Here is a 24,091-nt window from a genome sequence, read left to right as displayed (position 1 = left end):
CCCTCTGCATAATCGCCTCGCTATCCCGGAAATACAGGTTTCCCGGCGTCTGGGTGCCTGGTTGCTCCAGGACGAATCCCGAGGCGACAACCCCGCAAGACCAACAATAAACAGGGCATGACAATGAAAAATCCAAACCCTCTGCTAGAGGCACTGCAAGACATCCTTCCGGCCATTGCCGGCAACGCCGATGAGGCCGAGCGCCTGCGCAAGGTGCCGGAGGCGAATATTGCCCTGCTCAAGGGTATCGGTATGCACCGCGCCTTCCAGCCCATGGCTTATGGCGGCCTGGAAGTTTCCCTGCCGCAATTCGCCGATTGCGTCGCCGCCCTGGCCGGTGCCTGTGGCGGCACCGCTTGGGCCTTCAGTCTGCTGTGTACCCACAGCCACCAACTGGCGATGTTTCCCCAGCGTTTGCAGGACGAGGTATGGGGCGAGAACCCCGATGCCACGGCCAGCAGCAGCATCGCGCCCTTCGGTCGGGTCGAGGAGGTCGAGGGCGGCGTCATCTTCAATGGCGAGATGGGCTGGAGCAGCGGTTGCGACCATGCGCAGTGGGCGATCGTAGGCTGCAACCGCATCGGCGCGCAGGGCGAGAAGGTCTACAGCTTCGCCGTGCTGCCGCGTAGCGACTATGAGATCCGCGACGACTGGTACGCCGTCGGCATGCGTGGCAGCGGCTCCAAGACGCTGGTCATCAAGGACGTGTTCGTTCCCGAGTACCGTATCCAGGCGGCCAGGGACATGATGGAAGGCCGCTCCGCCGGTTTTGGCCTGTACCCGGACAGCAAGATCTTCCATACCCCGTACCGTCCTTACTTCGCCAGCGGTTTTGCTGCCATCAGCCTGGGTATCGCCGAGCGCATGCTGGAGGCGTTCAAGGAGAAGACCCGCAACCGCGTGCGCGCCTACACCGGTGCCAGCGTCGGCACCGCCACCCCGGCGCTGATGCGGCTGGCCGAGTCCACCCACCAGGTCGCCGCCGCTCGTGCCCTGCTGGAGAAGACCTGGCAGGAGCATGCTGAATACGGCGAGCGGCAGCAGTATCCGACACGCACGACCCTGGCCTTCTGGCGCACCAACCAGGCCTATGCGGTGAAGATGTGCATCGAGGCGGTGGACCGGTTGTTCAGTGCGGCAGGCGCCACCAGTTGGTTCGAGGGCAACGAGATACAGCGGCTGTTCCGCGATTCGCACATGACCGGCGCCCACGCCTACACCGACTATGACGTCTGCGCGCAGATCCTCGGCCGCGAGCTGATGGGGCTGGAGCCGGACCCGAGCATGGTCTAGCCGCCGCGAGTCGTACCTGCTCATGACCTTCTACCGAATGACCTGCCCCGCGTAGGGTGCGCCATGCGCACCCTGTTCTCGGTCAGGTGCGCATGGCGCACCCTACGGGGTCTTGGTTTGGAGAGCGTGAACGGGTTTTCACCTGGATACCGCCGGACCGCGAGTGCCCGGCGACGGAGAACAAGAATGACTAGCCATACCGAAGCGGGCCTGGACCCGCGTGCCTTTCGTCGTGCCCTGGGCAATTTCGCCACGGGCGTCACTGTCATGACCGCCGCCAGTGGCGAGCAGCGGGTCGGTGTCACCGCCAACAGCTTCAACTCGGTCTCACTCGAACCGGCCCTGGTGCTGTGGAGCATCGACAAGCGCTCCTCCAGCCATGGTGTGTTCGAGCAGGCCAGCCATTTCGCGGTGAATATACTGGCTGCCGACCAGATCGACCTGTCCAACCGCTTCGCCCGCAGTCGGGACGACAAGTTCGCCGACGTGGTCTGCGAGACGGGGCTGGGAGGTGCGCCATTGCTCAGCGATTGCGCGGCGCGTTTCCAGTGCGAGCGCTACCAGCAGATCGACGGCGGCGACCACTGGATACTGCTGGGGCGGGTGGTGGCCTTCGACGACCTGGGTCGTGCGCCGCTGCTCTACCATCAGGGCGCCTACTGCGCGGTGCTGCCGCATCCGCACCTGACGGCGGAGGCCTTGGGCAACGCTTCGCCCAGTGCCTTCCAGGGGCGGCTTAGCGATAACTTCTATTACCTGATGACCCAGGCCGTGCGCGCCTACCAGGCGGACTACCAGCCACGTCAGTTGGCCAGCGGCCTGCGCACCAGCGAAGCGCGGTTGCTGCTGGTGTTGTCCAGCGATGCCGGTCTGGCCTTGCCCGCCTTGCAGCGCCTGGTGGCGATGCCGCTGCGGGAGATCGAAGTGTCGCTCGATGTGCTGCGGCGCAAAGGGCTGCTGGACGAGCATGGCCAGGGCGGCTATTGCCTGACCGCGCTGGGTGGCGAGCAGGCCGAGCGCCTCTGGCGGATCGCCGAAGAACAGCAGCAGCGGGTGTTTGCCCGTTTCGACGCGTCGCAACTGGCAGCCTTCCAGGCCGTGCTGGCGGAGGTGGCCGGGCTAGGCTGATTGCCGGGCGGCGCTATTTGGGTTGCAGAGTATGTGCCTCGATGGCCAGCGTCAGTTCGTGACTCGCGCCTGGTTCCAGCCGCACCGCATCGTCCAGCACGTTCGCCGTCTCGATGCAGAGCATGCGTTGCCAGGCGTCGTCGGCGAACTGCGACAGGCGGCGGGACTTGTCGACCCAGGGGTTCCACAGCACCGCCGAGCGTGAGCCACTGGCGTGCAGTTCGATGCGGCGTTGCCAGGTTGGGTCGGTCAGCGTCAGGCGTTGTGGCAGGTCGAGGTAGATGCGGTCAGTCTCGCCGTCGAAGTGCAGGTCGCCTGATTGTTCGCGCGGCTGCCAGTCTTCCAGGGTCTCGATATAGGGTTTGCCGTCGAGGCCCTGCACCGAGACCTGGTGGATATCGCTGATGGCGAAGTAGCTGTGCAGTGCCTGGCTCAGGGTGATCGGTGTGTCGCCCAGGTTGTGGCTGGTCAGGCGCAGGTGCAGGGCATCGTCGAGACGGACGTGCAGGTGCAGTTGCAGCTCGGGGCACTCTGTCAGCGGCGGGCAGCCGAAGTCGAGCAGGGCGGCGCCCTGTTCCACGGTCTGGCGCTCCAGTGTCCAGAGCAGGCTGCGCACCAGGCCATGGGCCGGCGCGGGCTGTGGGTGCACGTGCTGGACGGCCTCGGGGTTGCGTGCCAGGTCGCCGAACCAGGGCCAGCACACCGGGATGCCGCCACGCACCGGTTGCCCGCTTTCGAAGGCGGCCTGCTCGCTGAGCCAGATGATTGGCGGCTCGTCGCCTTGCCGGTACTCGAGCACCTGGGCGCCCTGTTCGGCGATCAGCAGCAGGCTGTCGCCATGGCGTATCTCCCAGCAGGCGAGCTGACCGCGGGTGACGGGCTGGATGCTGACCGGCATCTCAGCGCCCCGGCTGGCAGGCGTCGACCCGCAGCCAGCGTTCGATCAGCTTGAAGCCCTGCATCAGCACGAAGGCGATCAGCAGGTAGATGATGCCGGCGGTGAGGAACATTTCCTCGTGCAGGTAGTTGCGTGCGGCGAGCTTGCGCGCGGTGCCGGTCAGTTCCAGCAGGGTGACGGTGCTGGCCAGGGCGCTGGCCTTGAGCATCAGGATCACTTCGTTGCTGTAGGCCGGCAGGCCGATGCGCACCGCCCGTGGCAGGGTGATGTGCCAGAGGGTCTGGCTGCGCGACATGCCCAGTGCCCGCGCCGCTTCGATTTCCCCGGACGGTACGTTCTGCAGGGCGCCACGCAGGATTTCCGCGATATAGGCGGCGGTGTGCAGGGTCATGGTGATGATCGCGCACCAGTACGGATCGCGCAGGTAGGGCCAGAACATGCTCTGGCGTACCGCTTCGAACTGCGACAGGCCGTAGTAGACCAGGAACAGTTGCACCAGCAGTGGCGTGCCACGGAAGAAGAAGATGTAGCTGTAGGGCAATGCGCGCACCGTCAGGTGGCGCGACGAACGGGCGATGCCCAACGGCAGGGCGAGAATCAGCCCGGCGATGACGGAGATGCCGACCAGTTGCAGGGTCAGCCAGGCGCCGTCGAGAAAGTTCGGCAGCCAGCGAACGAAGAAGTCCGGCAGCCAGCCAATGAAAACGTCCCAGGTCATGCTGCGCTCCTGGTGAAGCCGCGGCTGGCGCGTTTTTCAAGGAAATACATACCGATCATGGCGAAGACGGTCAGCCCCAGGTAGATGAACGCGGCGGTGATGTAGAAGGTGAAGGGTTCCTTGCTGGCGGTCACGGCGATCTGCGCATTGCGCATGACTTCTTCCAGGCCGATCACCGACACCAGGGCGGTGTCCTTCATCAGGATCATGAACAGGTTGCCCAGCCCTGGCAGCGCCAGGCGCCACATCTGCGGCAGGATCAGGCGAAAGAAAATGTGCCGGCGACTCAGGCCCAGCGCCAGTCCGGCTTCGCGGTGGCCCTTGGGGATCGCCAGCAGCGCGCCACGGAACACTTCGGTGGCGTAGGCGCCGAAGCACAGGCCGAGGGCGATGGTGCCTGCGACGAAGGGGCTGAGGGCAAGGTCGTCGATGCCGAAGAGTTCGCCGATACCGCGTACCAGGCCGATGGTGCCGAGGTAGATCAGCAGTACCCAGAGCAGTTCGGGAATGCCGCGTACGATGGTCGAATAGGTGCCGCCTATCCAGCGCAGGCTGCTGTAGGGCGAGGTTTTGGCGAGTGCACCACAGAGGCCGAGCACCAGGCCGAGGGCCAGGGATGCAAGCGCCAGTTGAATGGTGACCCAGGTGCCGGCGAGCAGCGCCGGACCGAATCCGTGCAAGTCAGGAATCATGAGGGCTCGAAGACCGCCACCCGGTGTGGGCCGGGTGGCGGTTCAGACAGGTCAGTAGATGTCGAACGGGAAGTACTTGTCGTTGATTTTCTTGTAGGTGCCGTCGGCGATGATCTCGGCCAGGGCCTTGTTCAGGCGCTCGCGCAGGGCGTCGTTGTTCTTGCGCACGGCGATGGCGATCTTGTCGTCTTCGAAGACCGGCTTGCCCTTGAGTTCGAAGTCCTTGGCGGTGTCGCTCTTGAGCCATTCCCACTGCACGAAGGTGTCGGCCAGGATGCCGTCGACACGACCGGTGGCCAGGTCAAGGTAGGCGTTTTCCTGAGTGTCGTAGAGCTTGATGTCGACCACGCCGTCGAGGTTGTCTTCCAGCCAGGTGCCGGCGATGGTGGAGCGCTGGGCGCCGATCACCTTGCCTTTCAGGTAGCCCTTGTCGGTCTTGAAATCCACCGACTTCGGTGCGACGAACTGCAGCTTGTTGGTGTAGTAGTGGTCGGTGAAGGCGACGGCCTGGCGACGCTCCTCGGTGTCCGACATGGAGGCGGCGAGTAAATCGAACTTGCCGGCGTTGAGGGCCGGGATGATGCCGTCCCAGTCGGAGATGACCACTTCGCACTCGGCTTTGAGCTTTTCGCAGAGCGCGTGGGCGATGTCCAGGTCGAAGCCGACGGCCTTGCCGCTGGCGTCGATCAGGTTGAAGGGCGGGTAGGCGCCTTCGGTGCCGATGCGCAGCTTCTCGGCGGCAAAGGACTGGCTGGCGATGAGCAGGGAAGCGGCGGCGCCGAGCAGGATCTTCTTATAGCTTTTCATGTGGGGTAGCTCCATTAGCGATGGCTGGACATGAATTGTTGGCAGCGTACCGAACGGGGATTGTCGAAAATCTGGGCGGGTGTGCCCTGTTCCTCGACCAGCCCCTGATGGAGGAAGACCACTTCACTGGACACCTGTTTGGCGAAGTTCAGTTCGTGGGTCACCAGCAGCATGGTGCGGCCTTCTTCGGCAAGCGAGCGAATCACAGCAAGCACTTCTTGTACCATTTCCGGATCGAGGGCGGAGGTCGGCTCGTCGAACAGGATGACCTTGGGCTGCATGGCCAGGGTGCGGGCGATGGCGGCGCGCTGTTGCTGGCCACCGGATAACTGGTTGGGGTAGGCGTGGCGCTTGTCGGCGATACCGACCTTGGCCAGCAGTGCCTCGGCGGCCTCGATGGCTTCGGCCTTGCTCTGGCCCAGTACGCGGCGCGGCGCTTCGATGATGTTGTCGAGCACGCTCATGTGCGGCCAGAGGTTGAAATTCTGGAAGACGAAACCGAGCTTGCTGCGCATGCGGTTGATCTGTGCGGCGTCGGCTGCAACCAGTTCGCCGTTTTTCTCGCGCTTGAGCTTGAGTGCTTCGCCGGCCAGGAGAATTTCGCCTTCGTGGGGATTTTCCAGCAGGTTGATGCAGCGCAGGAAGGTGGACTTGCCCGAGCCGGACGAGCCGAGGATGGAGATCACGTCACCATCGCGCGCGGTCAGGGAGACGCCCTTGAGCACTTCGAGGTCGCCGTAGCGCTTGTGCAGGTTGCGGATTTCCAGAGCGGGTATGGCCTCGGCCATGGGGGTACCTCATCGATCAGGCCAAAAGAAATGGCGGACCTTTCTGCTGTTTTTATGACTGGCCACTGCCTCGCCATCCTGGCGAGGCGCAAACCTAGCATGCGCGAAGGCATGCGCCAAGCATGGATAATGTCACCCGAAAGGGCGGAAAGAGCGCGGAAAGACCGTGGCACAGCGGAACGGCGCGCAATAGATGTGCCGGTCATCGCGCGTTCACGGGCTCCGCCGGTCTCGACGGCGCCCTTCTTACGGGGGAGCGTCCGGCGCATGAGGCTGGTGTATCCTTTTACATCCTGCTACCCAACCGAAAGACCTGGCTCGGGAGAGAGACATGCAGAGCTTGTTCGCGGAAATAAAGCCTTACGCACGGCATGAGCTGGCGGTAGAAGCGCCCCATGTCCTGTATGTCGACGAGAGCGGCATGCCCGATGGCTTGCCCGTGCTGTTCGTGCATGGCGGGCCGGGCGGCGGTTGCGATGCGTCGAGCCGGCGCTTCTTCGACCCGACCCTGTACCGCATCGTCACCTTCGACCAGCGCGGCTGCGGTCGTTCGACGCCGCACGCCAGCCTGGAGAACAACACCACCGCGCACCTGATCGCCGACATGGAGCGCATCCGCGAGCACCTTGGCATCGAGCAGTGGGTGCTGTTTGGCGGTTCCTGGGGTTCCACCCTGTCGCTGGCCTATGCCCAGGCCCATCCCGAGCGCGTCCTGGGGCTGGTACTGCGCGGTATCTTCTTGTGTCGGCCACAGGAGTTCCAGTGGTTCTACCAGGAAGGCGCCAGTCGTCTGTTCCCCGACTACTGGGAGGACTACCTGGCGCCGATCCCCGAGGAGGAGCGCGGCAACCTGATGCAGGCGTTCTACCAGCGCCTGACCGGCAGCGACCAGATCGCCCAGTTGCACGCCGCCAAGGCCTGGTCCGGCTGGGAGGGCCGCACGGCGACCCTGCGGCCCAACCCGCAACTGGTCGACAGCTTCACCGATGCCCATAAGGCGTTGTCGATGGCGCGCATCGAGTGTCACTACTTCGTCAATGATGCCTTTCTCGAAACAGGCCAGTTGCTGCGCGACATGCCGAAGATCGCCCACCTGCCGGGCATCATCGTGCATGGCCGCTATGACGTCATCTGCCCGCTGGACAACGCCTGGGCACTGCACCAGGCCTGGCCGGGCAGCGAGTTGCAGATCATCCGCGACGCCGGTCACTCCGCATCCGAGCCGGGCATCACCGATGCGCTGGTACGCGCGACCCAGGACATGGCGCAACGCCTTCTCGACCTGCCGCTGAAGGACGCCTGATGAAAGGGCTGATACAGCGTGTGCGGCAGGCGCGGGTCGAGGTCGATGGCGAGGTTGTCGGCGCCATCGATCAGGGGCTGCTGGTGTTGGTGGGCGTCGAGCGTGAAGACGACCCGGCCAGGGCCGACAAGCTGCTGCACAAGCTGCTCAATTACCGGGTGTTCAGTGACGATCAGGGGCGCATGAACCTGTCGTTGAAGGACATTGGCGGAGGCTTGCTGCTGGTGTCGCAATTCACCCTGGCAGCCGACACCCGCAGCGGCCTGCGCCCGAGCTTTTCGAGCGCGGCCCCGCCAGCGCTGGGTGAGGCGCTCTATGACTACCTTGTCGCACAGGCCCGCAGTCAGCATGCGGCGGTTGCCTGCGGACGGTTTGGTGCGAACATGCAGGTGCACCTGGTCAACGACGGCCCGGTGACCTTCCTGCTGGAAAGCTAGCATCACATACCGGTAGGGTGCGCTGTGCACCAGCGACAGCGATGTCGATCGTTCAGGTGCGCGCGGCGCACCCTACACACGGCCAACGCTGCGCTTCAGAACGGCCGTTCCAGCTTCAGGCTGACCGAATTGCGCTCGTGGGAGTAGAGCCAGTCGACGTTGCTGTCCACCCTGTTGTACTTGACGGTCAGGCTGGGCGTGATGCCGTACACGGCCAGGCGCTGGGCGTTCAGGATAAAGGTGTAGCCCTGCTCGTCGTCCTCGCGCCGTGCCTCCAGCAGGGCGTTGTAGAGGTCATGGCTCCGGCGGCGATAGGAGGCGAACAGAATGGCGCTGAAGCCGGACTCGAACTCCTTGGCCAACCCCAGCCGCAGGCCTTTCTGCAGGTAGGCGTTGGTCTTGTCCTCGCTGTTGCGGTCGGTGATATCCAGGCCACCGAACAGTGTCCAGCCCCTGGGCAGCGACTGCCAGAGGGTGACGTAAAGCGAGCTGGCGCCGCCGTCGTTGTGGGCATAGTCCTCCTGGCGGTATTTCATGTCCTTGTAATCGCCCTCCAGCTTGAGCATGCGAGTGGGCGACAGGTAGTACTGCCATTCGCCACGGACACCCCAGGCGCCATACATGGCGGCGTTGCCGTATGTGTTGAACTCGAAGGAGGGCGCCAGGGAGTACTGGCTGCGAGCGTTCTGGTAGCTGTAGCCGACATGGCTGATGAGCGTGCTTTCGTTGTAGGGCTTATGGTCCTTGTAGGACTGGCCGTAGATCAGCGAGCGCATGAACAGTCCGTGGTGCCCCTGCAGGGCGATGCGCTTGTTCAGCGTGCCTTCGAAATCCAGCCCGGTGGCCGAGATGGCCTCGGGTAACTTGCGTTCCAGCCGAAAGGTGCCTTCGTCGGTGATGAATTCGAACACCTGGCGGGCTTCCGACGACAGGTTGATGTTGTCACTCCAGGTCGGCCCGATGGCGATGGAGCCTTGCCAGGCTTCGCGCCGGTCCAGCGCTTCGATGAAACTGTCGACGCTGCGGCTGACGCCCATGGCGCGCGCGTCGGAGGGATCGAAGCGTGCATGGATGTGCTGGAAGGCATCGTAGGATTCGCGGTCCTTGCGGTTTTCGAACAGGACGCGGGCCAGCTCCAGTTGCCCTGGCAGGAAGTCGCCTTGCAGGGTCAGCAGGTGGCGGTAGTGCTCTTCTGCCTGTTTCAGGTCGCCCGTCACGCGTGCCAGCCCGCCCCGGGCATAGGCCGCCAGCATCGGGTCGTAGCCAGGCAGCGCGACATAGGCGTCGAGAAAGTGCGCCACCAGCGGCCACTGTTGATGCCGGATGGACAGGTAGAGGGCGCTGCCCAGATCATCCAGGTTGTTGCCGACACTGTAGGTCTGGCCGTCGATGGTCAGGGTCGACAGCTGGGTGGGCGGTTGGATCTCGTCACCAAGCAAGGCCTTTTCCTGTTGGCTGGCGCGATGCTCGATGCTCTGGTTCAGGCGCAGGTGGGTGTCTTGGTCAGCCTGCGACAGGCAGGGCAGCAACAGCGCCAGAGCGATGGGCACGAGGTGGCGACGCAGAGTCGAATACGCGTGTTTCATGGTCGAAAGGAGCCTTGCAGGCAGACCTGTGTCGGCCGCCTGGCATCGTTATGGAGCGGGCCCTCCCCCTGATCAGGATGCAGCGGTTTACCGGGAGCCAACGGCTACCGGTATCCGCGTCTGCAGGGGGGATGGGACTATGCCTGTCCTGTCACTTGACCACGCCGCCGAAGGCGGTGTCGTACTGGCGCAGGGTCGTCGGGAACTTGATGAACCCGGCCAGACTTTCCTGGTTGTTGAAGAAGCGTCCATTGACGACACCGTCATACGCCACCATATAGCCGGACACATAGGCGAATGCCTTGGTTGCCCCGCTGGTTCCACTGGTGATGCTGCCATCGGTGTTGATATTGGCGGTACCGATATTGATGGCGTAGCTGAAGGTCGGTGTATACAGGTTGCCGGTCATCTTCTTGGTGGTGAAGTCCGCGGTGAACTCACCAATCATCAGTCCCTGGGACTGATAGTTGCTGATAGCGCGCATATCGTATTTGACCGTGCCGGTCTTGGTCAGCGATGTGTCGCCATCGCGGCCTATGTAGTAGACGGTATGATTTCCAGTGGCGACATTGTTGTTACTGGTCCATTCGCCGAAAAAGACGTCCTGGCCGGAAACTTGGGCGAAGTTGAAGTATCCGATTGGGTGTGGGGAGCCTGCCGGTGTAAGGGTCGTGAGTTTAGAGATAGGGCCTGAAGACAGTGTTGTTGTGCTGCCTAGAGTCTGAAGGCTGGTGAAGCTGACTTTGTCTGCCAGGCTTAACGCTATTGTACTGACACCTACCCCTGGACCAGTGCCTGTGTGTGGTCCTGCTACGACAGTGGTTGAGCCAACTTCCATATTGTTATTGTAACTCTCTCCCCCGATAGTCGCGGCATTGCCAATGTTTGGCATGGTAAGTAATGCAATAATTCCAAATGTGGACTTGTATGATTTCATGGTTTTTGCTTCCTATGCTTAAGTTGGCTTGGCTTTCTAGTTAGAATTCTATTGCTGTTCCGATTCGTACTGATCTCCCCGGGGCCGCTACGAGTGATCGACTTAAAGGGTCTATGTAGTAGGTGTTTAGCAAGTTGTTGGCTGCTAACTCTAGTCTTATGCTTTCGGATATTTTGTAGTCTATGTAGGTATCGTATATTGTGGTGCTTCTCCATTGGAATGGGATGTTAGAAAAGGCATTGCCTTGCGCGGACGCGAGCTCTGATGTTTTGTGGTAATTATTGTAGTTTTGTTTGTGGTAGTAGGTCGTTTTTACTCCTAGCTCAAGCCTGTTTTCCAGGAATCTCTTTCCTATTAGCCAGGTTGCAGAGTATTTGGGGACGGACTGAGTGATTAAGTACCCTCGAGGAAATCCGTTGTCTACGCAATCTGGTACCGATCCGCTTGTAGGGTCGGCTAATATGGCAAAGCTCTCGTCACAAGATTTATTTTTTATTGTTTTTGTGATGCCGAGTTCTGTGAATAGTGTGTCGCTATCGTATCGGCTCTCTAGTTCAATACCTTGGATTTCGTGTCTGTCCATGTTGTTCAGGTTTAAGTTGGTGTCGCGCTCTATCATGTTCTTTGTTTTGTGATGATAGTATCCGATTTTTATATCGAGCTTTTTGTTGTTTTTTAATCGATAGCTTATGTCGCTTATGTAGGAAATTTCGTAATCGTAAGTGTGTTCTGGTTTTAGGTGTTTTATATGGGGATCTATGTTGGTGGAGAATCCGTAAGTGCTCTCGAACATGCTGGGGTATCGTAAGGCTTGACTATGCCTGAAATATACTCGGCTATGCTGAGATAGCTCGAACGTTAGGCTGTAGGACGGTACCCAGCCGTAGCCTTTCTGCTTGTGAGCATTCGCAGGCACTTGAGTTTCACCCACAAGTCCGCCTACCACGCATGTTTGCTGCTGGCTATCTATGATAAGTTCTAAACCATCGAGTGAACCATTGATGCAAGGGTTGCCTGCGCGGTCGTAGCGCCCAGTGCCATCGTGGTACCAGATTTGGTTATGTTGAACATCCACTGTTTCCGATCTTGGCAGGGAGCTTTTTATTTCATCTATGGCAGTCTGTTTCTGCTCGTCGGTAAACCCGAGCATATCCCAGAACCAACTGACACTCCCAATTGCTGAGTCAAGCTTTCCTTGCCACTCTTGTTCAGATAACGACCTTGTTTCCCGAGTCGCATAAGAGACACGCCGCCCAACAAACAGTGATTTTGTCAGCTGGTTGCCCATTTTCTGCTGCTGGTGCAAATAATCGTCAAAGGCCCAATAGGATGAATAACGCCCGCCAATTTCGATCGTCAGAGGTGCGATAGGGCGCCAGTTGAAGTTGTAATTAAGTTCGTATTCTTCACGCGTTCCAGCATGGGGCAATGCGAAGGCATTGCCCGTTGCATCGTTTGCACGGTCATTGGAGTCCATTTTTTCGTGCTGGAAGCTGCCGCCCAAAGTGAGGTCGAGGGTATCGAGCAGCAGCAGGCGGTTACTCAGGGTCAGCCCATAACGATCATTGCTGGCATTGGCTATCGCCGAGTCCCAGAGGATGGGATCACTCTCCGTTGCCGCATTGGGAAAGCCTCCACGGGTGTAGGTGTCGCTGTGGGTGCGGGTCATCCAGAGGTTCGCGTGAAGGTCCAGCCAGGGGTTGTCGCTGGGTTCGAGGCGGTATTCCAGATTGTAGGCCTGGCTCTGCACATGGCTCAGGGGCCATTGGACGTGTCCTTTGTTATTCGCGTACTCCAGCCGTGACGGCATTATCTCGCCGTACAGGGCGGATGTATCGCGAATGCCCAGGCGCAGGTCCTGCTCGTCGCTCAGTATCAGGCGTCCCTTGAGCAGCCAGGATTCCATCCTGTTGGAGGTGTTCAGCACTTCCTGACCGGGCTTCCAGTACAGGGCCATGCTGGTGGCATAGCTGTCCGTTGGACGGTCCGGGTCGGTGACCGGGTGCGAGTAGAAGCCGGCCTTGCGCTTGCCGGCATAGTGGTTGCCTTTTTCCCTGAAGGCATAGGCGCCGAGCAGTTCGAAGCGTTCCTGCCGGGTACCCAGGGCGAGGCGGTAGGCCTGGTCGTTGCCGGAGAGCAGGTCATTCTGGCCTGAGGTCCGCGGCGTGACGCGCAGGCTGGGGTCGTTCCAGGGGGCGCTGGGCGATTCGCCCGGTTGCAGGAAGCCAGGGATAGTCCGATAGTCCTGGCCGCTCAGCAGGGTTGGTGGATTGGCCTTTGCCGCGTTATTGGCGTATTCGACGCGCAATTCGCCGCCGCTGGTGCGGTCGGGGCTCAGGATATCGTCGACCTCCAGCGTACGGGCGACGACTGCGCCGCCCACGCCGCTGCGAACGTCCCTTTCCAGGCTCGGCCCCTTGATGACCTGGATGCTGCTCAGCAGGTTGGGGTCGATGTAGTTTCTGTTGTTGGCGCCGTTGTAGCCGCGGTAGGCAGTCAGCGCCTGCTCGGTGCCGTCGATGGTCAGGGGGACGCGGCCCGGTCCCTGGATACCCCGGATATTCGGGTCGATCGCTCCGCTGTTGCGTGGGTCGCCGCTGTAGACATTGAGCATGCCCTTGAACACGTCCGCCGGCGCCGAACCCTTGTTGCGTTCTATCTGCCGTTTGTCGATATAGACGCTGGAGTAATTCCGGTCATAGACCGCGTTGTGCCCATCTTCATGGCGCTGCAGCGCTGGGTCGTAGTCGGCCTCGATGGCCAGTGGCATAAGGGCGAGCCGCTCCTTCTCCGAGACATCGCTTGGCGTGATGATCTGGATGACCGGCCGCTCGGGGCCTCCCGACAGGGAGTACTGGATACCCCGCCCGGACAACAGCCGCCGCAATGCCTCTTCGAGCCTCATCCTGCCGGTGATGGGGTTGCCGGTCAGCCCGCGAAGACCGGCCGTGCTCATGTAGATTTCCACGTCGGCCTGTTGGGCCAGCTGTATCAAGGCGCTGTCGAGTGACTGGGCCGGGATGTTGAAATCATGCAGGGCGGTTGGCGCGGGCGGGTCGGCTTTTGCGGTGAGGAAAGGGGCAAGCAGGAGGACGAGCGTAATGAGTGCAGGCAGCAGTGTGCTCATGCCCGAGCCTCTACGATCTGGATGGATGCCTGTCCTGTTCGACTGCCTCAACGCCCGCATCCTCCCCTGGATGATTCAAACCCGTGACTTCATTTCCAGTAGGAATGCTTCTCAAGCCGGAATATGTCGGATTTGAATATCAAAACTCTAATTCATGCTTTGTCGCGTTGAAAGAGAGCGGGTGTTTCCGGACGCGGTTTAGGGTCTTTTCAGGATGAATGGAGGGTGGATGGACGGATTCTGCGGTTGGTTGGTCCGACCGCCAATGGAACACGTCGTCACTTTTAGTGTGCGTCCAGGCTTATTCGAGAAATAGGGGTGGCGAGAGCGGTGGTGTTGGCAGGTGTTCCAGCAGGTATTTTCCGAGTGCTTGCAGGACCGGGTGCTGGCTCTGTTGCTCGGGCCAGACGAAGTAATAGCTGTCGCCGGTGCTGACGGCATTGGCAACGGGCATCACCAGTTGGCCACTGTCCAGCTCTCGGGTGACCAGGCCCAGGTCGCCGATGGAAATGCCATGCCCCTGGGCGGCGGCGTTGATGCCCAGCTCCAGGGTGTCGAACAGCGGTCCGGCATGGCAGCGGCTGGTGTCGGTGATGCCCTGGCGGCGCAGCCAGCGAATCCAGTCGCGACGGTCGCGGGAGCTGTGGATCAGGTCGCTGGCCAGCAGCCGGTCCAGGCTCCATTCGCCCGTCCCGCGCACGGCCGGGGTGCAGACGGGCACCAGCCACTCCCTGAACAGCGCCTGTGCCTGCCAGCCTGGTGGAAAGGCTCCATCGCTCAGGAGCAGGGCACAGTCGAACGGTTCGCTACGAAAATCGACATGGTCCTCGTCCATCCAGACGCTGGCCAGTTGCACCCGCTTGTCCGGGTGTTCGGCATGGAATCGGCCGAGGAGGGGCAGTAGCCAGCGCATGCTCAGGGTCGATGGCGCCTTCAGGCGCAGGCTGCCGCGCTGCTGTACGGTCGCGGCGCAGGCCGCTTCGATCAGGCTGAAACCCCGCTCCAGCTCCTGCGCCAGGTTGCGTCCGGCCAGTGTGAGTTCCAGTCGCGTGCCGTGCCGAATGAAGAGCGGGCAGTCGAAGTGCCGCTCCAGGGTTTTCACATGACGGCTGATGGCGCTCTGGGTCAGGCACAACTGATGGGCTGCCAGGGTGAAGGAGCCATGCCGGGCGGCGGACTCGAAGGCACGCAGTGCATAGAGGGGTGGCAGGCTGGACGGCGGCATGCGGTGTTTACCATGAGTAAAAGTCATCCGTGGTCGGCAATATTTCCATTACCGCGTAATGGGCCGCAAGGGAATAATCCGCGCTTTCTGATGCACCGGTGATCCGACATGCTGTATCTGGCCTTTGCTGCTTCCGTGGCGCTGCTGATCGCCTCTCCAGGGCCGGTGGCCATGCTGGTCATGCATGATGCCCGCCATGGCTGGCCACTGCGCACCATCGCCGGTGGGGTTGTCGCCGCACTGCTGCTGATGACGCTGGCCCTGTTGGCCGTGCACCTGGCACTGGATATCGAGGCAACGTTGCTGGAGTGGGGGCAGGTGTGCGGTGGGCTGTACCTGTTGTGGCTGGGATGGCAGAGCAGCGCTTCCGAGCCCTCGCGTACGCATGATTCGGAGTCATCGGTTGGTGGTCGTTTCCGCCGAGCCTTGGCGGTGGGTTTGTCGAACCCGAAGGACATTCTGTTCTTCCTGGCATTCCTGCCGGGCTTCGTTCGGCCAGACACACCACTGCTGCCACAAGCCTTGTTGCTGATGACGATCTGGGCGCTGCTCGATATCGCCATCATGTCCGCCTATGGCACGTTCGCGCACCGCTGGTTGCGCTCATCGCGCGGGTTGGCGCTGCTGCCGCGTTACTGCCTGGCAGGCATGGGGCTGGTGTCGTTGTTCATGGGGGCCAGCGCTCTCTGGACTGGCGCGGGTGTACGGTAGTTCGCGGTTGAGGGCGCGCCTAGAACAGCCGTGCCAGCAGTGCCGTGACGGCGGTTTCCACCCGCAGGATGCGCTCGCCCAGTTGCACCGGTGTCAGGCCCGCTTCGGCCAGCTTGTCCACTTCATAGGGAATCCAGCCGCCTTCCGGGCCGATGGCCAGGGTCACGGGTTGTTCCAGGGCGCGTGGACAGGCGCGGTAGTCGCCAGGGTGGGCGACCAGGCCGAGGCTGTCGGCGGCCAGTTGCGGCAGGCGATCCTCGACGAAGGGCTTGAAGCGTTTCTCGATGATGACGTCTGGCAGCCGTGTGTCGCGCGCCTGTTCCAGTCCGAGGATCAGTTGCTCGCGGACTTCCTCGGGGTTCAGGAACGGGGTCTGCCAGAAGCTCTTTTCCACCCGATAGCTGTTGAGCAGCACCAGCCTGGGCACACCCATGCTGGCCACCGTCTGCAGGATACGTTTGAGCATCTTTGGCCTGGGTAGTGCCAGCAGCAGGGTGATCGGCAGTTTGTCCGGAGGCGGCTGGTCGAGCTGTAGCTGGAGTTCCGCTTCCTCGGTATCCAGGCGCAGCAGCCGTGCCTGGCCCATCAGGCCATCGATACGGCCGACGCGCAGGCTGTCGCCGCTCTGTGCCTGATGCACCTCATGCAGATGCACCAGGCGCCGGCCACGTACGAGGGCGCGGTCGGCAGCGATGAAGTCGCTGTCTTCCAGCAGCAGCAGGTTCAAGACAGCGGAGCGGGCGGCTGAGTGCCGCTGTGGTCGTCTTCCGCCTGGTCTTCGTCGTCATACTCGCCACGGCGCTTGCGGATCAGGCTGCCGGCCAGGATGCCCAGCTCGAACAGCAGCCACATGGGCACTGCCAGCAGGGTCTGGGAGAAGATGTCCGGCGGCGTCAGCACCATGCCGACGACGAAGCAGCCGATGATCACGTAGGGGCGGATCTTGCGCAGGTAGACGACATCGACCACGCCGATCCAGATCAGCAACACCACCGCCACCGGGATCTCGAAGGCGACGCCGAAGGCGAAGAACAGCGTCATGACGAAATCGAGGTAGCTGGCGATGTCGGTCATCATCGACACCCCTTCCGGCGTCACGCTGGCGAAGAAGTGGAAGATGATCGGGAACACCAGGAAGTAGGCGAAGGCCATGCCGGCGTAGAACAGCAGGATGCTGGAAACCAGCAACGGGATGGCGATGCGCCGCTCGTGCTTGTACAGCCCCGGTGCGATAAAGCCCCAGATCTGGTGCAGGATGACCGGCATGGCGAGGAATAGCGCCACCACCATGGTCAGCTTGAACGGGGTGAGGAAGGGCGATGCCACGTCGGTGGCGATCATCGTGGTGCCTTCCGGCAGGTACTGGCGCAGTGGCGCCGAGACCAGGGTGTAGATGTCCTGGGCGAAATAGAACAGCCCGGCGAAGATCAGGAAGATGGCGGCGACGCAACGCAGCAGGCGTGTGCGCAGCTCGGCGAGGTGCGAGACCAGGGGCATTTCCTGGTCATTGTCGGTGTGCTGTTCGCTCATGGGGCTCTGGGTGGTTGCGGCGTTTCGGTGGCGTTCGCGGTAGCGACCGGGTGCGCGGCGGCATCGGTTGCCGTGGGTTCGGTCTGGGGCTCGGCAGGCTTGACGCTCGCCTGCGGGTCGAGCGCGGAGGCGGTCACTTCCGGTGAGCTTTCTGTCGGCTTGACCGGGGCCAGCGGGTTGAGCGAGTCGATACCCTGCTTGAGCTCGCGCTCCAGCGAAAGGATGTTCTCGTTGTGCAACTGCCGGCGAATCTCGTCGGCACCCAGCTCGCGCTCCATGTCCTGCTTGATGCTGTTGAAGCTGCGCTTCAGGCGGCCGATCCACAGGCCGGCGGTGCGGGCGGCCCCCGGCAGCCGATCAGGGCCGAGCACCAGCAGGGCGATCAGGCCGATCAGCAGTATTTCACCGAAGCTGATTCCGAACATGGGTCAGTCCTTGCGCGCCGGCTCTTCGACTTTCTGCGCCTGGGCATCGATGGTGTGCGGCTGCTGGGCGTCGAGCGGCTGCTCGCGTTTTTCCGGCGCGGCCTGGGCGGTAGCGTTATCGGCGCCTTCGTCGGTGTTCATCGCCTTGCGGAAGCCCTTGATCGACTCACCGAGGTCCGAGCCAAGGTTCTTCAGCTTCTTGGTACCGAATACCAGCACCACGACCACCAGCAGGACGGCCCAGTGTTTCCAGTCAAAAATACCCATTGTGCGAATTCTCCAGGTTATTGGTCGGATTGGCCGCGGGCGGCCTTCTCCGCATGGCCGGACAGGCCGAAGCGGCGTTCCAGTTCAGCGAGGACCGCGCGTGGGTGCTGGCCGAGGGCGGCGAGCATGACCATGCTGTGAAACCACAGGTCGGCGGTTTCGTAGATCAGGTCACTGCTGTCGCCGCTGGTGGCGGCATCCTTGGCGGCGAGAATGGTCTCGACCGACTCCTCGCCGACCTTCTCCAGAATCTTGTTCAGCCCCTTGTGATAGAGGCTGGCCACGTAGGAGGAGTCTGCCGCCGCGCCCTTGCGGGACTCCAGCACTTCGGCCAGGCGGTCGAGGGTGTCACTCATGTTTGTGCTCCGCGTAGATGGCGTGCGGGTCCTTGAGGACCGGATCGACGATGTTCCACTCGCCATTCTCGAAGACGCGGTAGAAGCAACTTTCGCGCCCGGTATGGCAGGCGATGCCGCCCAGTTGCTCGACCTGCAGCACGATCACGTCGGCATCGCAGTCCAGGCGCAGTTCATGCAGCTTCTGTACATGGCCGGACTCTTCGCCCTTGCGCCAGAGTTTGCCGCGTGAACGCGACCAGTAGATGGCGCGTTGTTCCCGGGCGGTCAGCTCCAGGGATTCGCGGTTCATCCAGGCCATCATCAGGATGCGGCCCGTCTTGTGGTCCTGGGCGATCGCCGGCACCAGGCCGTCTTCGTTCCAGTTGATCTGTTCCAGCCAGCTCATGGGTTCCTCCAGTCGGTGGCGCAAGTGTGCCAGTCCTGCCGGGCGCTGGCTATCGGCGTACGACGATGAAAGTCCCCGCCGCCAGCATCAGCCAGGCCGGCCATAGCGCCAGGTTGCCCAGGTCGTCGAGGGCGCCCGCCAGCAGCAGTGCACCAGCAGCCAGCAGGGCTGCACCGGTCAGGCGCAGCGGCCAGCCGTGCTGGCGTTCGCGCCAGGGCACGGGGGCGTTGTGGGTGTGCGGGTTGGAGAGGCGTTCGAGCAGGTCGCGGCTCATGCTGGCCAGGTGTGGCAATTGTTCGATCTGCGACTGCACGTTCTTCAGCACCTGGCGCGGGCTCATGCGCTGGCGCATCCAGCGTTCCAGATACGGCTGGCCGGTGGTCCACAGGTCCAGCTCCGGGTATAGCTCGCGGCCCAGGCCCTCGATGTTGAGCAGGGTCTTTTGCAGCAGTACCAGTTGCGGCTGCACTTCCATGTTGAAGCGGCGTGCGACCTGGAACAGGCGCACCAGCAACTGGCCGAAGGAGATGTCTTTCAGCGGTTTCTCGAAGATCGGCTCGCAGACGGTGCGGATCGCCGCCTCGAATTCGTTGACCTTGGTCTGCGCCGGTACCCAGCCGGAGTCGATGTGCAATTGCGCGACCTTGCGGTAGTCGCGCTTGAAGAAGGCCATCAGGTTGCGCGCCAGGTAGTCCTGGTCTTCCGGGGTCAGGCTGCCGACGATGCCGCAGTCCACCGCGATGTATTGCGGGTTCCAGGGCTGTTCGCGGCTGACGAAGATATTGCCGGGGTGCATGTCGGCGTGAAAGAAACTGTCGCGGAACACCTGGGTGAAGAAGATTTCCACGCCGCGCTCGGCCAGTGCGCGCATGTCGGTTTTCTGCGCTGCCAGTGCCGCCATGTCGGTGACCGGGATGCCGTAGATGCGCTCCATCACCAGCACCTGGGGACGGCAATAGTCCCAATGCACCTGAGGCACGTAGAGCAGGTCCGAGCCTTCGAAGTTGCGCTTGAGCTGGCTGGAGTTGGCCGCTTCGCGCAGCAGATCGAGTTCGTCGTAGATGGTGCGGGCGTAGTCTTCCACCACCTCGATCAGGTGCAGGCGACGGGCCTCGATGGAGGCGCGTTCGGCGCTGCGGGCCAGCAGCAACAGCCAGGCAATGTCTTGCTGGATGACGGGCCGCAGGTTCGGCCGGATCACCTTGACCACCACTTCCTCGCCGCTGTGCAGGCGTGCCGCGTGCACCTGGGCGACCGAGGCGGAGGCCAGCGGCTGTTCTTCGAAGCGGGCGAACAACTGGCCGACCGGCGCGCCGAGTTGCTGTTCGATCAGGGCTTTGGCACGAGCCGGATCGAACGGAGGGACCTTGTCTTGCAGCAGCGCCAGTTCGTCGGCTATGTCTGCCGGTAGCAGGTCGCGGCGGGTCGAGAGCAACTGGCCGAACTTGATGAAGATCGGCCCGAGGCCTTCCAGCGCCAGGCGCAAGCGCGTACCACGGTTCAGTTCGCTGGGGCGGCGCGGCAGCCAGCGCCAGGGCAGCAGGTAGCTGCTTGCCCGCAGCCACCAGGGCATGGGCAGGTCGAGGATGATGTCATCCAGGCGGTAGCGAATTACCACCAGCAGGATGCGCAACAGACGACGGAGAGCGGCGAACAGCTTCATGCGTGGGGTTCTGTGTTCAGGTTGCGGTGGATGCGCTCGACCCGGGCATCGAGCCGGTCGAGGGCAAGCTTCAGTTCGTCCAACTGGTTGAAACGGCTTTCGGCTTCATTGCGCCCGACCAGGGTGCGCGACTCTTCGGCCAGGTACTCGGCCAGGCTCCGTTGCAGGCTGGCGAGGCTGTCTCCGGCCCAGGTCGCCTGGCTGCGCAGGCCGCTGCCGATGAATTGCGCGGCGAGCGGACCGATCCACTGGCTGAGCGGGTATTCCCAGTCGAGTTCGAGGTCCTGGAGGATGGCCGAGAGGCTCAGCAGCAGGCCGCTGTCACCCTCGAGGGTGACATCCGGCCCGTGCAGGACGGCATTCTTGTCCCGCTCCAGGGCCAGTTTCAGCAGGCTGGCGGTGGGGGCGATCAAGCGGCAGTCGGCGGGTGCTTCCCAGTGTTCGGCGAGGCGCAGCCCCTGGGCATCGGCCAGCAGGAACAGTGTCCAGCCCGGTGACGAGGCTCGTACCTCGATCACTTTGCCGGCCAGCCTGGCCAGGCGTGGCAGGGCCGTCGCGTCCAGGCGCAGGGCCTGCTCGATGACGCGCTCGGCGCTGGCCAGCAGGGCGCTGCGCAACATCAGGGCTTGATGCCCCGGTGCAGGGCGACGATGCCGCCGGTCATGTTGTGGTAGGTGACGTTCTCGAAACCGGCCTCGTGCATCATGCCCTTGAGGGTTTCCTGGTCCGGGTGCATGCGGATCGACTCGGCCAGGTAGCGATAGCTCTCGGCGTCCTTGGTCACCAATTTGCCGATCAGCGGCATGACATTGAACGAGTAGGTGTCGTAGGCCTTGGACAGCAGGGCGCTGGACGGTTTGGAGAACTCCAGCACCAGCAGCCGGCCACCGGGCTTGAGCACACGCAGCATGGAACGGATGGCCTCATCCTTGTGCGTCACGTTGCGCAGGCCGAAAGCGATGGTCACCACGTCGAAGTGGTTGTCCGGGAAGGGCAGTTTCTCGGCGTCGGCCTGGACGAACTCGATATTGCCGGCCACGCCCTTGTCCAGCAGGCGGTCACGCCCAACCTTGAGCATCGAGGCATTGATATCGGCCAGTACCACCTGGCCGGTAGGCCCGACGATGCGCGAGAACTGCCGCGCCAGGTCGCCGGTACCGCCCGCGATATCCAGTATGCGGTTGCCATGACGGGCACCGGACAGCTCGATGGTGAAGCGCTTCCACAGTCGGTGCATGCCGCCGGAAAGCAGGTCGTTCATCAGGTCGTATTTGGCTGCGACGGAGTGGAATACCTCGGCCACTCTCTCCGCCTTGCGGCTTTCCGGCACGCTCTGGTAGCCGAAGTGAGTGGTGGGTTCTGCGTCGTGTTCTTTGCGGGGATCGGTCATGTCACTGTCGCCGGAAGAATGTCGCGGCATTCTAAACCGAAAAGCCCCGACAGACCCCAAGGCATTTGTACGCAGGCCCGGTGTGTCCGGCGGTTCCGCGATGGAGCGGTGCTCGGGCCTGTGTTCAGGCTGGTGCGAATATGTCTTCCAGCGTCTCGGCGAAAAGGATGCGCTCGGACCATTGCTCCAGCTCACTGGCGCTGGCCGCCTGCAATCGTTGCTGTGCAGGTGTCGGCAAAGCGCCGAATTTCAGGTTCAGCTGTTTAGTCAGGATGGCTCTGCCGCCCTCCATCCGTGCGCCGTCCATGTAGAAGGCTTCGTCCAGCAGCGCACGCTCGCGGGCCAGGGCGCGGTAGCGCTCTTCGGTGTCATTGGAGAGGCCCTGGAGTCTTTCCAGGGCATCTTTCACCGGGGGATGCTGAATGTCCTGCATGACGCTGTCCTCCTGCCAGTGTTCGAAATAGCTGATCCAGTCAGCCAGGCCTGTCGCTCCAGTCGCTGCCTGGCGGGCGGCCTTGGGCAGCTCGATCAGGTGCAAGTGTAGCCCTTCGAGCGAGACGCCAGGGTATTCCCGGTCACGCAAGTTGAAGTGCCAATGGGCCTGTGCTTCGGGGAGCAGTTCGAAATCCATCAAAACCTGTTCACGATCTGCTGCGCGTCGGCCCTGCTGCGTTAAAAACAGGCTCAAAATGCTCATTTACCGTTTGTAAACTGCGCTTTTTCGCCTGTTTTTGCCTTGCAGGACTCTAGCTCGCGAGATCGTGAACAGGTTCTCCGGTGGATACCGATCACCGGTTTCAGGCTGCTGTAGTGCTCGCCTCTGCTCAGTTGCTGGCCCAGTGTGCGGGCGAGGTAGTAGAGGCTGCGCAGGCCATAGCCGGCATGACGGCGTACCTGCATTTCGACATCGTAGAGTTGGCCCTGCGAATCGCGGGCCAGCAGGTCGAGGACGATGAACTTGCCATGCAGATCCTCCGGTGCGATGTGCGGGTTGAGTATCTCCACCACGGCGATTGGCGCCTCATCGCTATCGCTACGTATGCAGTTGATCAGGTCGGTCAGCAGGTCCGGTGCGGAGGCGAACAGTCTCTTGAAGACGAAGTCGTTCTTCGGGTCGAGCAGCGACGTGCCGGGCACGGCAGGCATCCTTGGTCGGTTGTGAGGGGGGGAACTCTACCGCTCGGGGTGCCGGGAAACCGTGAAGCCGTTCTCGAATCGGGAAATCGGTGCCTGGTACGGCAGGCTGCAGCCAGGAGCCGGTTTATGCATTGCGCATTCATGGCTTCCAGGTTGCAGCGTGCCGCTTATGGTGTTGCGGCGGATAGCGGGTCAGAGGCTCAGGTCGAGCACCACGCGGCCGTTGATCTGGCCCTTGTGCATGCGGCCGAAGATGTCGTTGATGTTTTCCAGCCGGTCGCTGCTGACGGTCGCCTTGACCTTGCCTTCGCCGGCGAAGTCCAGGGCTTCCTGCAGGTCGAGGCGGGTACCGACGATGGAGCCACGTACCGTAGTGCCGTTGAGCACCATGTCGAAGATCGACAGCGAGAACTCGCCTGGCGGCAGGCCGTTGAGGGCGATGGTGCCGCCACGGCGGGTCATGCCCATGGCCTGCTGGAAGGCGATGGGTGAGACGGCGGTGACCAGTGCGCCGTGGGCGCCGCCGATCTGCTGCTTCAGGTAGGCGGCCGGGTCGGTGTTGCGGGCGTTGACCACCACTTCGGCGCCCAGGCGGGTGGCCAGTTCCAGTTTGTCGTCGTCGACGTCTACCGCTGCCACGTTCAGGCCCATGGCCTTGGCGTATTGCACGGCCACGTGGCCGAGGCCGCCGATACCGGAGATCACCACCCATTGGCCGGGGCGGGTGTCGGTCATCTTCAGGCCCTTGTAGACGGTGACGCCGGCGCAGAGGATCGGCGCGATCTCGATGAAGTCGACGTTGTCCGGCAACCGCCCGACGTAGCCGGCGTCAGCCAGGGCGTATTCGGCGAAGCCGCCGTTGACCGAGTAGCCACCGTTCTGCTGGCTCTCGCAGAGGGTTTCCCAGCCGCCCAGACAGTGCTCGCAATGGCCGCAGGCGGAGTACAGCCAGGGAATGCCGACACGGTCGCCTTCCTTGACGTGGGTAACCCCGCTGCCGACCGCCACCACATGGCCGACGCCTTCGTGGCCGGGGATGAAGGGAGGGTTTGGCTTGACCGGCCAGTCGCCTTCGACGGCGTGCAGGTCGGTGTGGCAGACGCCGCAGGCGGCGATCTTGACCAGTAGTTCGCCCGGTCCTGGGCGAGGGATCGGCACTTCCTCTATCTGCAGTGGTGCTCCGAATTTCCGTAGTACCGCGGCTTTCATGGTGGTTTCCATGTGACGACTCCTATGGTTTGGTTCGAGAGTGTGTCCGACAGGCCTTGGCCCGAGCAGGTACTAT

The 24,091-nt window shown here is 62.4% G+C and carries 26 protein-coding genes; 5 read left to right on the top strand and 21 right to left on the bottom strand.

Going from position 1 to position 24,091, the window contains the following annotated elements; genetic code table 11:
• Positions 1–123 precede the first annotated feature (123 nt).
• Together HW090_RS09275 and HW090_RS09270 are read left to right on the top strand one after the other, a co-directional pair.
• Complete coding sequence (locus tag HW090_RS09275; protein ID WP_179113257.1) at positions 124–1,293, top strand: p-hydroxyphenylacetate 3-hydroxylase oxygenase component; 1,170 nt, start codon at positions 124–126, stop codon at positions 1,291–1,293.
• Positions 1,294–1,479: 186 nt separating this feature from the next.
• Positions 1,480–2,421 carry a p-hydroxyphenylacetate 3-hydroxylase reductase component gene (locus tag HW090_RS09270; RefSeq protein ID WP_179113256.1) on the top strand — a complete coding sequence of 314 codons (942 nt, stop codon included), beginning with the start codon at positions 1,480–1,482 and terminating at the stop codon, positions 2,419–2,421.
• Positions 2,422–2,434: 13 nt separating this feature from the next.
• Here the strand turns inward: HW090_RS09270 and HW090_RS09265 are convergent, their stop codons facing one another.
• Genes HW090_RS09265 through HW090_RS09245 form a run of 5 tightly spaced genes read right to left on the bottom strand, consistent with a single transcriptional unit; the run spans position 2,435 to position 6,324 of the window.
• Entirely contained in the window at positions 2,435–3,319 is an 885-nt protein-coding gene (locus tag HW090_RS09265; protein WP_179113255.1) for a D-hexose-6-phosphate mutarotase, read from the bottom strand.
• 1 nt (position 3,320) lies between these two features.
• Complete coding sequence (locus HW090_RS09260) at positions 3,321–4,037, bottom strand: ABC transporter permease (protein WP_179113254.1); 717 nt, start codon at positions 4,035–4,037, stop codon at positions 3,321–3,323.
• The gene (locus HW090_RS09255; RefSeq protein WP_179113253.1) at positions 4,034–4,729 is read right to left on the bottom strand and encodes an ABC transporter permease; all 696 of its coding nucleotides are present in this window, start codon (positions 4,727–4,729) and stop codon (positions 4,034–4,036) included. The genes HW090_RS09260 and HW090_RS09255 overlap by 4 nt, the downstream gene beginning before the upstream one ends.
• A gap of 51 nt (positions 4,730–4,780) precedes the next feature.
• Complete coding sequence (locus HW090_RS09250; RefSeq protein ID WP_179113252.1) at positions 4,781–5,536, bottom strand: ABC transporter substrate-binding protein; 756 nt, start codon at positions 5,534–5,536, stop codon at positions 4,781–4,783.
• A gap of 14 nt (positions 5,537–5,550) precedes the next feature.
• Positions 5,551–6,324, bottom strand: coding sequence for an ABC transporter ATP-binding protein (locus HW090_RS09245; protein ID WP_179113251.1), 774 nt, complete (start codon positions 6,322–6,324; stop codon positions 5,551–5,553).
• A 331-nt stretch (positions 6,325–6,655) separates the two neighbouring features.
• On the opposite strand from HW090_RS09245, the gene pip reads away from it, so the two are divergent.
• Positions 6,656–7,627 carry a prolyl aminopeptidase gene (gene pip / locus HW090_RS09240; protein WP_179113250.1) on the top strand — a complete coding sequence of 324 codons (972 nt, stop codon included), beginning with the start codon at positions 6,656–6,658 and terminating at the stop codon, positions 7,625–7,627.
• Positions 7,627–8,064 (top strand): D-aminoacyl-tRNA deacylase, encoded by a 438-nt coding sequence (dtd, locus tag HW090_RS09235; RefSeq protein WP_179113249.1) that lies wholly within the window; start codon positions 7,627–7,629, stop codon positions 8,062–8,064. Before pip ends, dtd begins: the two co-directional genes overlap by 1 nt.
• A gap of 95 nt (positions 8,065–8,159) precedes the next feature.
• On the opposite strand, the gene HW090_RS09230 is transcribed toward dtd, so the two are convergent.
• The 4 genes from HW090_RS09230 to HW090_RS09215 all read right to left on the bottom strand — a co-directional run bounded on the left by HW090_RS09230 (position 8,160) and on the right by HW090_RS09215 (position 14,939).
• Entirely contained in the window at positions 8,160–9,650 is a 1,491-nt protein-coding gene (locus HW090_RS09230; RefSeq protein WP_179113248.1) for a surface lipoprotein assembly modifier, read from the bottom strand.
• Positions 9,651–9,801: 151 nt separating this feature from the next.
• On the bottom strand, positions 9,802–10,587 hold the full coding sequence (locus tag HW090_RS09225; RefSeq protein ID WP_179113247.1) for a Slam-dependent surface lipoprotein: 786 nt from the start codon (positions 10,585–10,587) through the stop codon (positions 9,802–9,804).
• A gap of 40 nt (positions 10,588–10,627) precedes the next feature.
• Entirely contained in the window at positions 10,628–13,714 is a 3,087-nt protein-coding gene (locus tag HW090_RS09220) for a TonB-dependent receptor (RefSeq protein ID WP_179113246.1), read from the bottom strand.
• Between the two features lie 301 nt (positions 13,715–14,015).
• The gene (locus HW090_RS09215) at positions 14,016–14,939 is read right to left on the bottom strand and encodes a LysR substrate-binding domain-containing protein (protein ID WP_179113245.1); all 924 of its coding nucleotides are present in this window, start codon (positions 14,937–14,939) and stop codon (positions 14,016–14,018) included.
• Between the two features lie 108 nt (positions 14,940–15,047).
• Here HW090_RS09215 and HW090_RS09210 point away from each other — a divergent pair, with 108 nt between their 5' ends.
• Entirely contained in the window at positions 15,048–15,650 is a 603-nt protein-coding gene (locus HW090_RS09210) for a LysE family translocator (RefSeq protein WP_179113244.1), read from the top strand.
• A 19-nt stretch (positions 15,651–15,669) separates the two neighbouring features.
• Here HW090_RS09210 and HW090_RS09205 read toward each other — a convergent pair whose 3' ends face one another.
• The 12 genes from HW090_RS09205 to adhP form a co-directional block, all read right to left on the bottom strand.
• The gene (locus HW090_RS09205; protein WP_179113243.1) at positions 15,670–16,377 is read right to left on the bottom strand and encodes a 16S rRNA (uracil(1498)-N(3))-methyltransferase; all 708 of its coding nucleotides are present in this window, start codon (positions 16,375–16,377) and stop codon (positions 15,670–15,672) included.
• Positions 16,374–17,180 carry a twin-arginine translocase subunit TatC gene (tatC, locus tag HW090_RS09200; protein ID WP_179113242.1) on the bottom strand — a complete coding sequence of 269 codons (807 nt, stop codon included), beginning with the start codon at positions 17,178–17,180 and terminating at the stop codon, positions 16,374–16,376. Before tatC ends, HW090_RS09205 begins: the two co-directional genes overlap by 4 nt.
• Positions 17,177–17,605 carry a Sec-independent protein translocase protein TatB gene (gene tatB / locus HW090_RS09195; RefSeq protein ID WP_179113241.1) on the bottom strand — a complete coding sequence of 143 codons (429 nt, stop codon included), beginning with the start codon at positions 17,603–17,605 and terminating at the stop codon, positions 17,177–17,179. The genes tatC and tatB overlap by 4 nt, the downstream gene beginning before the upstream one ends.
• A gap of 3 nt (positions 17,606–17,608) precedes the next feature.
• Positions 17,609–17,872 (bottom strand): twin-arginine translocase TatA/TatE family subunit, encoded by a 264-nt coding sequence (locus HW090_RS09190; RefSeq protein ID WP_179113240.1) that lies wholly within the window; start codon positions 17,870–17,872, stop codon positions 17,609–17,611.
• Between the two features lie 17 nt (positions 17,873–17,889).
• On the bottom strand, positions 17,890–18,228 hold the full coding sequence (locus HW090_RS09185; RefSeq protein ID WP_179113239.1) for a phosphoribosyl-ATP diphosphatase: 339 nt from the start codon (positions 18,226–18,228) through the stop codon (positions 17,890–17,892).
• Positions 18,221–18,616, bottom strand: coding sequence for a phosphoribosyl-AMP cyclohydrolase (gene hisI, locus HW090_RS09180; protein ID WP_179113238.1), 396 nt, complete (start codon positions 18,614–18,616; stop codon positions 18,221–18,223). Before hisI ends, HW090_RS09185 begins: the two co-directional genes overlap by 8 nt.
• Before the next feature lie 49 nt (positions 18,617–18,665).
• Positions 18,666–20,279 carry a ubiquinone biosynthesis regulatory protein kinase UbiB gene (ubiB, locus tag HW090_RS09175; protein ID WP_179113237.1) on the bottom strand — a complete coding sequence of 538 codons (1,614 nt, stop codon included), beginning with the start codon at positions 20,277–20,279 and terminating at the stop codon, positions 18,666–18,668.
• On the bottom strand, positions 20,276–20,899 hold the full coding sequence (locus HW090_RS09170; RefSeq protein ID WP_179113236.1) for an SCP2 domain-containing protein: 624 nt from the start codon (positions 20,897–20,899) through the stop codon (positions 20,276–20,278). Before HW090_RS09170 ends, ubiB begins: the two co-directional genes overlap by 4 nt.
• Positions 20,899–21,669: a bifunctional demethylmenaquinone methyltransferase/2-methoxy-6-polyprenyl-1,4-benzoquinol methylase UbiE gene (ubiE, locus tag HW090_RS09165; protein ID WP_179113235.1), complete on the bottom strand. Its 771-nt coding sequence runs from the start codon at positions 21,667–21,669 to the stop codon at positions 20,899–20,901. The genes HW090_RS09170 and ubiE overlap by 1 nt, the downstream gene beginning before the upstream one ends.
• A 124-nt stretch (positions 21,670–21,793) precedes the next feature.
• Positions 21,794–22,300 carry a PD-(D/E)XK nuclease family transposase gene (locus HW090_RS09160; protein WP_179113234.1) on the bottom strand — a complete coding sequence of 169 codons (507 nt, stop codon included), beginning with the start codon at positions 22,298–22,300 and terminating at the stop codon, positions 21,794–21,796.
• A 62-nt stretch (positions 22,301–22,362) separates the two neighbouring features.
• Positions 22,363–22,806 (bottom strand): Rpn family recombination-promoting nuclease/putative transposase, encoded by a 444-nt coding sequence (locus HW090_RS09155; protein WP_179113233.1) that lies wholly within the window; start codon positions 22,804–22,806, stop codon positions 22,363–22,365.
• 192 nt (positions 22,807–22,998) lie between these two features.
• Positions 22,999–24,027: an alcohol dehydrogenase AdhP gene (gene adhP, locus HW090_RS09150; protein WP_179113232.1), complete on the bottom strand. Its 1,029-nt coding sequence runs from the start codon at positions 24,025–24,027 to the stop codon at positions 22,999–23,001.
• Positions 24,028–24,091 lie beyond the last annotated feature (64 nt).

This window comes from Pseudomonas sp. ABC1 (assembly GCF_013395055.1).
Lineage (GTDB): Bacteria > Pseudomonadota > Gammaproteobacteria > Pseudomonadales > Pseudomonadaceae > Stutzerimonas.
This window is presented reverse-complemented; position numbering and strand designations above follow the sequence as displayed.